We start from the raw sequence: 11,702 nt of genomic DNA, 5'->3' as shown, positions 1-11,702 counted from the left end.
ACTGACCGGACACCTGAAATCCCGCGGGCAAGAAGTGGATCTGAAATGAGGCAGGAACGGATTGGTATCATCGGGGCCGGTGCAAGCGGAATAGGCATCGCAAAAGCGTTGCGCCGCGAAGGGATCGAGTTCGACCTTCTCGAATCAACGAGTAGGGTCGGTGGAAACTGGCAGCCGGACGGACCGGCTTCGAAGATGTACAGGTCTGCGCACCTGATCAGTTCCAAGCGCAACACTCAGTTTTCAGATTACCCAATGCCGGACAGCTATCCACACTATCCGCACCACTCCTTGATGCATGGATATCTCGAATCCGTCGTCGCCTCTGCAGACGTCCAGAGGAACATAAGGTTCGATACCACCGTGACATCGGCGCGCCACGACGGTAGCGGCTGGCGTCTCCGCTTTAAGGAAGGGGGAGACGCCTTCTATGGCACTCTGATCGTCTGCTCGGGTCTCCTGCGCAGGCCCAGCATTCCTTTCTACCCTGGCCGATTCGACGGGGAGACGATCCACGCGGTGGAATACCGTTCGAGCAGCATGCTCGACGGCAAGCGGGTTCTGGTGGTCGGAGGAGGGAACTCGGGCTGCGACATCGCGGTCGACGCCGTCCATGGCGCAGCAAAGGTCTTCCACTCCACGAGACGTGGCTACCACTACATGCCGAAGTTCATCGCCGGGCGTCCCACGCAGGAGTGGCTGATGGACATCGCCCCGGAGTTTTCCGATCCGGACGCGTACTGGGAGCACGTGACCCAGACCTTCCGGCTTGCCGGCTTCGATGGCCGAGATTTCGGCCTGCCTCCCCCGGATCATGGCATCCAATCAGCTCACCCGATTCTGAACTCGCAAATCCTGTTTCACATAGGTCATGGTGACATTTCTCCTGTTGGCGACATTGTCCAGATGTCAGGCCGAGGGATTGAGTTCTCTGACGGGAAAAGGGAGGAAATAGATATCATCATCTGGGCTACCGGGTACGATCCAGACCTTCCGTTCTTTAACAAATCTGATTTTGACGCGGCAGAGGATCTAAAATCCGCGTTTTTAAAGGTTGCGTCACGCAGATATGATGATCTACTGTATGTCGGGTACCTCAATACGCCGTCCGGTCTCGGCAACGTCGGGAACGTACTCGGCAGTTTTACGGCGGCCTATCTTCAGGGACGTGCCGGGGCGACGGCCGGCTGGCAAAAATTCCAGTTGCTGAAGCGCGAGAATGCGCCTGTCGATCTCGGGCAGGAGCGGTTCATGCGAACCAAACGCCACTCTCACGAAGTGGATCTCTGGAAGTTCATCAAGACCATGAATTTCTTGTCCGCGAAGCTCCGGCAATGAACGTCTTGACCGACGGTATTCATCTCAGCTCTTCACGAGGTTCGTAGTCATGACGCACTTCGAGGACCACCGTGTCGGTTCCGACCGCTTGGCCGCGGACGGGGAGATAAGTGCGGAAGAGGCGCTGAGCATGCTCGACGCCATCGGCACAAGGCAGTCTGCGCCGAACGGCGCGGACGATCTCAAGGCCCGCATCGTTCAAGATCTCGGATTGCTGATCGCGTCCGTGTTGAAACTTCAGCTGGAAGATCTGTCGCCCAGCAGGACATGGATGGACTACGGTCTCGACTCTATCGCATCGACCGAGCTGGCGACCCTGTTTACCGAAAAGTACGGACTGTCGCTGCCGCCGACGATCTTTTTCGAATTCCAGAACATCGACTCGTTTGCGGACTATCTCCTTTCCAGCCATAAAACCGAACTGGAAAGGAAGTATTCGAGCCACCTTCCTCGCCTCGTCGCGAAAGCGCCCTCTGCGACGCCTGCCATTCCCCCGAAGCATGTTCGCCCTTCGCCTGACCCAGTGGGCGACCTTTCATCGATAGAGGCACTCTGGGGCGATGCCGGGCAGTCGATGTCATCCCCTACTCGCGGACCGGCTGCGAGCCCCGCCTCGGAACCCGTTGAGGCCCGCAGTCCACTCGATAGGGTGATTGCCTTCCACAAGTCGGCCGACCGCGAACCTTCCGTGGAGGATCTGCGCCGATGCCGTCCCCTCGTGGAAGCCGCCGAACTGCACCGCTTCCAGCGGCGCGGCGGCGGGAAGCTGGAATGTGCTACCTTCGGCCGAGGTCGCCCGCTCCTGCTGCTCGGCGGCCTCGTCATGCACTACAGCGTCATGTGGCAGCTCCAGCTGGAACAATGGGGAGCCGAACACAGGCTCGTCATGTTCCACATGCCGGGATGCGGCGGCGCCTCGCTGTACGATGGCGTCACCCTCGACAGTCTCGTTGATGACGTCGACCAGGTACTCGAAGAGCTTGGGATCGCTGAAGCGGCTCCGGTCCTCGGCTACTCCTTCGGGGGCGTCCTGGCCCAGGCGTTCGCTCTCCGGCATCCCGCGCGTTGCTCGGCTCTGGCTGTCTGCGTCAGCACATCGTCGGCGGATGGAGTGGGCGACTTCCGCAGCCTGATGCAGGAACTGCAGAAGAGCCCCCGCTTCATGGAGGTCAACCGCGGCTGGCCGATGGCCGCGCTTCCGACCTACGGGCGAGTGGTTGAAGGCTTCGATTTCAGAAGTGCTCTCGGACGGTTGGGAATGCCGACGCTTGTCATCTCCGCAGAGGACGACCGGTACATGACGCCGGCCTACTCCTCCGCCTTGTCGGCGCGAATTCCGAATGCGCGGCTCCTTGAGTTCCGTGATGCCGGGCACCTCGTCGGCTTCACCCATCACGAAGAGTTCAACCGTGCGGTGCTCGACTTTCTGGCCGAGGCGCACGGTAGACGGCCGGTCCACGGAGCCGAGGATCCCGGCTCCCCTGCCATCTGCAGCGAAGCTACTGACGAGACTCTACAGCTCCTGTCGGAATACGTCCGCTCGGGCGAGCAGGGTCACACGATCATGCTTTCCCCCGCAGTCGCCCAAGCCGCCTTGCTGCTCGATGCGGGATTGGGAGCGTCGAAGGGGGAGAAGAGGTCGACGAGGTCCTATTTCCTGACTTCGGGGATCGAGGCGGTCGACTCCGCTTTCAGGTTCGCTCGGCACCTCGCACGAAACCGTTCGGGCAGCAGCCGCGGCGGCATCCTCCTGGTGGATCGCACGGACCGGGTCATCCGGCATTTCGACCCACTCGGAATGGGCACATCCGGGGCTCTTGTTCCCGGCATCCAGTCCGTCAGCGACCTCGGGGCCGCCAGCGGCATCCTTGCAGGCTCAGGCGCGCACGAAATCGTGGCGCTCGCCTACGTGGCCGACCCGCAGGACACGATCGAGGATGCCGGGCGCTTTCTCGCCATGGCTAAGGCAGCTTCCCTGACGAGCATCCTCATCGATCGCAACGATCCGGGGACACTTCCTTCCGACTGGCTCTCCGTCCGAATGCCCGAACGTAGCGACATTGTCGTGCTCGGCGAAGCTCTGGGAGGCTTCCAGGTGCCGGCGGCGGCCATGGTCGTGGGCGATCACGTGGCCAATCCCTGGCTGATGACGCCGAACGAGGGCTACGTCCGACACCCGATGGCCAATCTCGGCTTCACAGCCCGGGTGGTGCTCGAGCATCTCGCGAAACACCTGCCGCTGGACGCAACCAGGGTCCGGGAGTTTCGCCGGATCGCGAGCGACCCGGAAGCAAACTACGAGGCCCACAGCAGATACGGGAACTCGGGCTATGCCCGGGTCGCGCGGATGCACGGCTTCGACGCCCGGTTCTACGAGGGACGCGGTGCCAGGTCCCGGATGGTACTGGCCAATCGTCCGCCGCGAGACATCGTCGACTGCCTTTCGAACGTTGGGACCTGCCCCCGCGGCATCAATCCGCTCGATATCGCGACCGAGGTGGCCGGCGCTCACTCCCGCGAGCGCGACTACAATGCGGACCTACGCTCCTTCCTGCACGCAACAACCGGCTTCGAAGTCTTTCTGCAGGCTCCGAGCTATGTTGCAGCGATCGATACGGCGCTCGCCCTCGGCCTTGCCGGATCGGGCGGACGGACGAAGATCGTCGCTTTTACCGGCGGAGCCGCTTTCTCGCTGGCCTCTGCCGCGGTCGCACGGGACGCCCTGTTCGACAGCTTTCGAACTCCCTTCCAGCCCGTCTACGCACGGACCGTCTTCATTGATCCGGACGACCCCGAGGCGCGAGCGAAGCTTGAGGAAGAACTCGCCGGCGGCGACGTTGCCCTGGTCTGGTTGGAGACGATCCAGGTCGAGGGGAACGCCACCCGTTCACTCCCGAGCGAGCTCCTCGAGACCGTCGAGGGCATGCGAGGGAGTGGAGGGTATCTGGTCGCGGTCGACGAGACGCAGACGGCGCTGTGGACCGGACATATGATCCACAGTGCACGAACGCTGCGTGAGCCGGACATCGCGGTCCTCGGTACGGCATTAACGGACGGAGTTCTGCCGATCGGCGGCGTGCTTACCCGAGACACCCTCCTCGGCGCTGCCTACAAGGCACATCCGTCTTGGGCCCGTGCGGCGGAACGGATGCACGTGTGTCAGCTCTCCGCACACGTGGCGCTGCATTCGCTGGAGGACATCCAGGCCAGAGGACTGCTGGAACGGGCGCGCACGAACGGAATCTACCTCCGCACGGCTCTCGAGGCGCTACAGAGCCGTCATCCCATAGTCGCCGACGTCCGAGGAGAGGGGCTGCTTCTCACCATCGAGCTGAATCTCGACGCGCAACCGCAGTTTGTCCGGCAGAGCTTCGGCTATCTCCTCTGGGGGTGGATGTTGAGAGATGCCAACGGCGGCGTCGCCACCGTCGTCTGCCCACTGCACAACAACTGCCTTCGGCTGGCACCTCCGCTCACCATCACCCGCAATGAAATCGACGCGATCGTCGCCGGCTTCGACCGAGCACTTACGGTCGGGATCCCAGGCGTGCTGCGCGACTGCGCGACCTATTGCGAGGAAAGAGGCGACATGCGCACGGCGACCTACATCGGCGGCCTCGTGTCGGATCTGCCTGCCGCAACTTCCTCCTCCCTCGGCCGCGAGACAAAGAGCGAGCCTCGAACGAAGCGCGGCGGGCCCGGATACACGTCCGTCTGCATCGTTGGAGCTGGCGTCGCCGGGATTTCGATGGCCAAGGCGCTTAAGGACAAGAACATCCAGTTCGAATGCTATGAGGCGAGGGATCAGCTCGGAGGCATTTGGGCATACGACGACGAGGGTCGACAGACTTCGACCTGGGCGAACCTGAACATGAATACGCCCAAAGGGCATTATCAGTTCGCGGACATGCCCATGCCCTCGCATTACCCAGACTATCCCAACCGGCAGCAGGTGAAAGATTACCTGGAAGCCTACGTCGATAAGAATGGATTACGTGACAACATTCATCTCGGCTGCAGGGTCGCGAAGGCGACGCGGAGGGTGGATGGGAAGTGGGACGTCGTTCTTGAAAACGGCAGCAGGAAGCTCTTCGATGCTTTGGCCGTCGCAAATGGACATCACAACGAGCCGACGGTTCCCGACTTCATCAAGAACGGCACCTTCACTGGCACAGTGACGCATTCCCAAAAATACAGGACGAGGCACGAGTACCGCGGGCAGCGCGTCATGGTCGTCGGTATCGGCAACAGCGGATCTCAGATCGCTGTCGACGTCAGCCATGATGCTTCGATGACATATCTCGCTGTGCGCAGGGGCGTGTACGTGCTGCCTCACTACCTTCTTGGCATGCGCATCGACAAAGCTCTGGGGCCGCTGAATTCGTGGTGGGTCAAAAAAATCTTGCGATACCCGCTGCATGAGATGCTGATGACTTCAACATACAACCTCTTCATCGCGCGGCATAAGAACATCGGAATGCCGCGCCCGGATCACTGGATGATGTCCTGCCTTCCGACGATGTCGGAGAACCTCGTCAATAGGATAGGTGACGGAAAGCTTAAAATCGTCAGCGACGTCGGCCGGGCGGAGGGTAAGACGTTGCACATGAAGGACGGGACGAGCTTAGAGGTTGACGCGGTCATCTGCTCGACGGGCTACAAGACTTCCTTCCCATTTCTGGACCGGGGTATTGTCGATACGCCCGACAACAGGGTTCAGCTCTACAAGCGGATATTCCATCCAGAGGTAGACAATCTCGTCTTCATTGGGCTGTTTCAGGCGATCACCTGGGGTTTCTTGGATATCATGGAACGACAGGGTCAACTCGCAGCCCAGTATTTCGCGGGCGAGTACATGTTGCCTTCGGTTGCGGATCAGAAGGCAGAAATCGAACGTGAGCGCACCAGAATTGAACGCGAGTACGTAAAGAGTCTTCGAAACCAGTATTATCTTCACGGGCCGACGTATATGCGCGACATGCAATTGGAAATGCGGCGTGGGCACAAGCGTATGCGCAAGGCGAAAGCGACACCGAAATTCTTCTTCGGCGCTATGGCCAGCCATCAGTGACAATTCCGGCAGGTACAAGGGCCCGCACCATGAAGACTGCCGCCACCAGTGATGGCAAGAGCGCGCCACCGGTCGCCATCGTTGGCATGCATGGCCGCTTTCCGGGCGCGGCCGACACGGCCGCTTTCTGGAGCAACCTTGTCGCCGGAACGGATGTCGTGGGGGAAATTCCCGGCGACCGATGGAACTGGAGGAGGCTGCATGGGGAAAAGTCGGCGGAAGGTGAAACCTCCTACAGCCGCTGGGGCGGCTTCACGGAGCACGTCGACTGCTTCGATGCGGGCTTTTTCGGGATCTTGCCGCGTGAAGCCGAGAGCATGGATCCGCAGCAGCGATTGTTCCTTCAGACCGCACACAGCGCCTTTGAAGATGCAGGCTTCGCTGCACGAGATTTAGCAGGCCGCAAGGTCGGCGTCTTTGTAGGGGTGGGGAATGCGGATTATCCGGTCCTGTTGCGCGGCGATCGCGTGCCGGTCGATGCATATCGAGGCACCGGCATGGCGCTAACCGCGATCCCGAACCGGGTCTCGTTTCATTTCGATCTGAGAGGGCCGAGCAGCGCGGTGGACACTGCTTGCTCGGGATCGCTCGTCGCTCTTCACCGGGCCGTCGCGTCGCTCAGAGACGGGGAATGCGAGCTCGCTCTGGTGGGTGGAGTGAACCTGCTTCTCGGTCCCGAGCTCTACGTGGCCTTCTCCAAAGCCGAGATGCTGAGTCCAACCGGTAGGTGCCGAACCTTCGATGCCGGAGCGGATGGCTACGTTCGCGGGGAGGGTGTGGCGGCGCTGGTCCTTCGCCCTCTCTCGGCTGCGCTGGCCGATGGAGACTACGTGTACGGGCTGATCCGAGGAAGCGCGGAGAACCACGGAGGCCGCGCCCACAGCTTTACCGCTCCCAACCCGGACGCCCAGGCAGAAGTGATCAGGGATGCCTGGATGAGGGCCGGCCTGCCGCTCGAAAATGCGGCGTTCATCGAGGCTCACGGCACAGGGACGCCGCTCGGAGATCCTATCGAGATCGACGGGATCAAGAAGGCGCTTGCCCTCTCCGGCGGCAGCGATAGGCCGAATGGCGATCCTCCGATATACGTTTCGAGCCTCAAGAGTCACATCGGCCACCTCGAAGCCGCAGCTGGGATCGCAGCCGTGATCAAGGCGGTGCTTTCGATGCAGCGATCGGAGCTGCCGGGAAACCAGCACTTCGAGCACCTCAATCCGCAAATAGAAATCGGCGATTCACACCTCGCTATTCCGGAACGTAACGTCCCTCTTCAAACACGTGGCGTCCCGCTGTGTGCAGGTGTGAGCTCCTTCGGCTTCGGGGGGGTGAACGCACACGTCGTTCTCGAAGGAGGTGACTCAGCCGCGCAGCGGGGCGTCGACGGAGAGGGGCGTCCGTTCCTGATTCTGTTGTCGGCCAGGGACGAGTCCGGACTGAGAGCGCGTGCCGCGCAGCTCCTCGACGTCGTCCAGTATGCAGAGGGAACGGCCCGGCAACGACAGCTTGCGCTCGAACTCTACGACGCGCTCGCCATCCCTCGGACCCCGGATGCCGCACCGGCAGACCTAGCGGCCAATGTGGTCAGCCCGACGAAGCTTGCACGTGCTCTTGAGCAGCTGTCGACGACTGCGGGACGGCGGGTGACCCTTGCCGACGTCCGCGACTGCGTGACGGTCGAGGAAGTGGCCGAGCGCATCGCCCGGCGCCCGTCGAGCTTCGTGCTAAGGGACGTGTCCCGCTTGATCAGCGGGACCACGCTTCCGGAGAATGCAAAGCGCTCGATCAGCGTGCCTTCGATCACCCGTACGCTGATGCTCGGCAGAGAGCCGATGTCCGAGCGGCTCGCATTCGTGGTTCGTGGCCTTTCGGATCTGACCAAGCGCCTCGAGAGCTTTCTCGCCGATGCCGACGGCGAGTGGAAGCGTTTCACGCTGCGCGGGAGAGGCGAGAAACTCGTCCCGCCGGAGCCGTCATCCGGTCACCCATCCGAACACCATCTGATGCGATGGGCAGAGTACTGGGGGCTGGTCAAAGCCCCTAAAACCCCGTGGGCCGGCATCTATCCCGACTTCCCACTGCCGGCGAAAACCCCTCTGCCAGCCTATCCTTTCGAGCTGAAGCGCATCTGGTTCAGATCGACCGCTCCGGCTCCTGCCGCCGAAGCCGAAGAGCAAGGCCAGAAGAGCCGATCCAACGTCACGCATCTGCATGAGGGTGGGCTTGAGGCGAGAGAGGGAAGGCGTCTGCTACCCATTTCCGTCGCCTGGCGGGAGTGCTGGGGGGCATCCACGGTAGGCCTCCCGTCTTCCCTGGTCGCTCTGCCCGTTCTCGTTGAACATCTGGAGCGGAGCGGCTCTCGGGCGGGGGCCGCTGATCGGATCGGCCTCGGCCGCCCCTGCGACCTTCAGGCCGGGGCTACGGCCCGCAAGTCCGGGGACGGGGAGAAGGCCGTCATCCACTGCATCGCCGAGGGTCCAACGACCGCTGCCCTGCTGGAAGCAAGGGTGGCATCTGTAGCACCCGGCTTCATTCCCCAGCCTTCGGCCGAATGCACCGGGACCGTTGACGGCTCTGAGTTCTACAAGATGCTTGAACGAGCGGGCTTTCAGCCCGACGCACGCTACAGATGCGTCCGCCGTGTCGCCATCGGTCGCGGCCATCTCGGCTTCGAGGTCGACCTCCACAGGACTGCTGCTGAGGACGGGCGCTTCTGGACAGCCCTCATCTCCACGGTGGTGTTGGGGATCGGGTGGCTCTTGGATCCCGCTCTGTCGCCGAGCGGCTTTGGAATGATCTGGCGTGTCGGGATGCTCCGCTTCGATGCAGACGCCTACGACCATGTCGTGCGCATCGATATCGCTCAGACTGAGGACGGGACGATATCGGTCTGGGCCCGCAACGATCGTAGCAAACCCGCCCTCGGCTTGACAGATGTCCTGACTCGCAACTTCTCGCTCGCGCCGGTGGGCCGAACGGAGCTCCGCTCCCGAGCCGCGGGAGCCGGCCGATGAAAGCCGTACTCTTTCCGGGCCAGGGCATACAGCGGAAGGGAATGGGCCAAGAACTCTTCGGCCGCTACCCCCTCATGGTCGCGGCAGCTGACCGCATCCTGGGCTACAGCCTTGAGGAACTGTGCCTGGATGACCCTCGGGACGAGCTTTCGCGTACGGCATTCACCCAGCCCGCGATCTTCGTCGTGTCGATGCTCGCCTACTACGACCGGCGGAAGGCGGGACTCCAGGAGCCGGACTTTCTGGCCGGACACAGCGTCGGCGAGATCGGAGCTCTCGCTGCTGCAGGCACCTTTGATTTCGAAACGGGTCTGACCCTCGTACAACACCGTGCCGCCCTCATGGGGCAGGCAGACGGAGGGGGGCTCGTCGCGGTCGTCGGTCCACCCAGTGAGGTGGTCGCTTCGCTGCTTTCCGCCGCCGGCCTGAAGGATCTTTCGGTCGCCAACTTTAACACGCCCACCCAGACCGTGGTGGGCGGGCCTGTCGAGCAACTCGACACGCTTCTAAGGCAGTGCGCGGATCAGGGGCACAGAGCTGTCAGACTCCGGGTCAGCGGCGCGTTCCACACGGCTGCGATGCAGGAGGCATCGGACCGGTTCCGCAGCTTCCTTGCGGGCATCCGCATCGGACGTCCGAGGATTCCTGTGGCTCTCAACGTCACCGGCCGGTTGCATGCCGGCGAGGACCTTCGAGACATCTTGGCGGCGCAGATCGCCAGTCCCGTGCTCTGGTCGCACTGCGTGGAAGCCCTCGCGGCGGCCGGGGCCGACGAGTTCGAGGAGGTTCCCTCCCCGGGCGTTCTCACGAAGATGGTGGCCGAGATCAGAAGCCGCTCGCCGGCCGGGCCTCTCGCACGCTCCGCCGGCTCGCGCACGGTACCCTCCTTCGGCGAGGTCTTCGGATGCCGCCCTCTGGTCGGAGGCGGACTTGGACGCGGCATGGCCGGCGTCGATCTCGTGCGCGCACTCGCGTCGGCAGGGGCGTTCGGGTTCCTGGATACCGAAGACTTGCCTCTTGCGGCGGTCGAGGACGGCCTGAAGTCGCTTGCTTCCGATCCGGCCGTCGGCCGACGCTACGGAGCATGTCTGTCGCCCTCTCCGCTTGATCCCGGACGGGAGGACGTTCTCATCGATCTGTTCATCCGGTCAAACGTACCGGCGATCGAGATTCGAGGCTTCGAACGGCCCTCCGAAGCGGCAGCGCGCTACAGGGACGGCTCCGTCGGCCAAGTGCTGGCAAGAATCGGCTGCCGCGCCGCAGCCGACCGCTTCCTCGAGCCGGCCGCTGGAGACGGGAAGCCTTTCGCAGCCGCTCTGTGCGTGGACATGGGGTTCTGGCGATCGGCCGGCGGAGGAACGCTCGATCTGCTGCGCGAACTCCTGGCGATCCGCGCCGAGCATCGCAACAGAGGCCGGCCGGCGGGTCGTGTCCTGATCGGCGTGCTGGGAGTCTGCAGCAGTCGTGACGGGGCGGCCATGGCATTCTCGATGGGGTGCGATTTCATCCATTCCGGCTCCACCATGATCTTCGCCGAAGAGGCCCATCTGCCAGATGGCGCCAGGCACGCGATCTACGGCGGTGCGGAAGGATTGGTGGAGACGCTGCCCGACTGGTGGTTCCCCGAACTCGCCTCGAGATCGATGTTTTGGCTCGAGTGCGGGACGACCGCTCAGGAAATCAAATCCCTCCAGGATCTATACCTGCGCGGAACTGCCGGGATAGCGGAGATCTACGACGTGATCTCTCAGCTGGGGATAGAACTCCCACAACGGTTCGGAAAGTCGGAGGCCCACGAGGCGAGAGGAACGCTCAGAGAAGCGGCGGCCATTGTCTTCGGGAGCAGGACTGTGCCGTGCGATCCCGCATTCCCGCGCTTCCGGGAGTGGTCTGGCCTCCGCGGGTCGGACCCGAGCCGAAGCCTGAGAGCGTCGGCCATAGCCGACCTTCTGATTCCTGGAATGCCGGCAGGCGAAATTCAAGTCGCGAAAGGAGATCGGCCGTGGAACTGACAGGTGCTGATCGGATCGAAAAATACATTGCCGGTTTCATCTCAAAGGAGCTCGGCATCCCAGAGTCCGACGTGGATTATGACCTGAACTTCGGAGCGTTCGGGTTGAGTTCGATGTCCGGCATGAAGCTCGTCGGCCGACTAGAGGAGGAATTACAGACGAGGATTAAGCAAAGCATGCTGTTCGAAAATCCAACGATCTCCAGACTTGCAGAGGCCATCGCCGCAAGGGGCCCCGCCTCGGACGCCGCGTAGAGTCGGGCACCCGCCG

The 11,702-nt window shown here is 62.5% G+C and carries 5 protein-coding genes; all 5 read left to right on the top strand.

The window, feature by feature from the left end:
- Nucleotides 1-45: 45 nt before the first annotated feature.
- From FHU13_RS22660 to FHU13_RS22640, 5 genes are read left to right on the top strand one after another with little or no spacing between them, the layout of a single operon-like run.
- Nucleotides 46-1,338 (top strand): NAD(P)/FAD-dependent oxidoreductase, encoded by a 1,293-nt coding sequence (locus FHU13_RS22660; RefSeq protein ID WP_183438113.1) that lies wholly within the window; start codon nt 46-48, stop codon nt 1,336-1,338.
- A gap of 49 nt (nt 1,339-1,387) precedes the next feature.
- Complete coding sequence (locus tag FHU13_RS22655; RefSeq protein WP_183438112.1) at nt 1,388-6,409, top strand: aminotransferase class III-fold pyridoxal phosphate-dependent enzyme; 5,022 nt, start codon at nt 1,388-1,390, stop codon at nt 6,407-6,409.
- 29 nt (nt 6,410-6,438) lie between these two features.
- On the top strand, nt 6,439-9,420 hold the full coding sequence (locus FHU13_RS22650; protein ID WP_183438111.1) for a type I polyketide synthase: 2,982 nt from the start codon (nt 6,439-6,441) through the stop codon (nt 9,418-9,420).
- A complete protein-coding gene (locus FHU13_RS22645) occupies nt 9,417-11,432 on the top strand; it encodes an acyltransferase domain-containing protein (protein ID WP_183438110.1) in 2,016 nt (671 codons plus the stop codon). The genes FHU13_RS22650 and FHU13_RS22645 overlap by 4 nt, the downstream gene beginning before the upstream one ends.
- Nucleotides 11,423-11,686 (top strand): acyl carrier protein, encoded by a 264-nt coding sequence (locus tag FHU13_RS22640; RefSeq protein ID WP_183438109.1) that lies wholly within the window; start codon nt 11,423-11,425, stop codon nt 11,684-11,686. Before FHU13_RS22645 ends, FHU13_RS22640 begins: the two co-directional genes overlap by 10 nt.
- Nucleotides 11,687-11,702: the final 16 nt, after the last annotated feature.

Source organism: Methylobacterium sp. R2-1 (genome assembly GCF_014191355.1).
GTDB lineage: Bacteria > Pseudomonadota > Alphaproteobacteria > Rhizobiales > Beijerinckiaceae > Methylobacterium.
This window is presented reverse-complemented; position numbering and strand designations above follow the sequence as displayed.

Bases quoted from the DNA above. Each gene is read 5' to 3' on its own strand.
- FHU13_RS22655 (WP_183438112.1), top strand. From the start codon at position 1,388: ATGACGCACTTCGAGGACCACCGTGTCGGTTCCGACCGCTTGGCCGCG.
- FHU13_RS22660 (WP_183438113.1), top strand. From the start codon at position 46: ATGAGGCAGGAACGGATTGGTATCATCGGGGCCGGTGCAAGCGGAATA.
- FHU13_RS22650 (WP_183438111.1), top strand. From the start codon at position 6,439: ATGAAGACTGCCGCCACCAGTGATGGCAAGAGCGCGCCACCGGTCGCC.
- FHU13_RS22645 (WP_183438110.1), top strand. From the start codon at position 9,417: ATGAAAGCCGTACTCTTTCCGGGCCAGGGCATACAGCGGAAGGGAATG.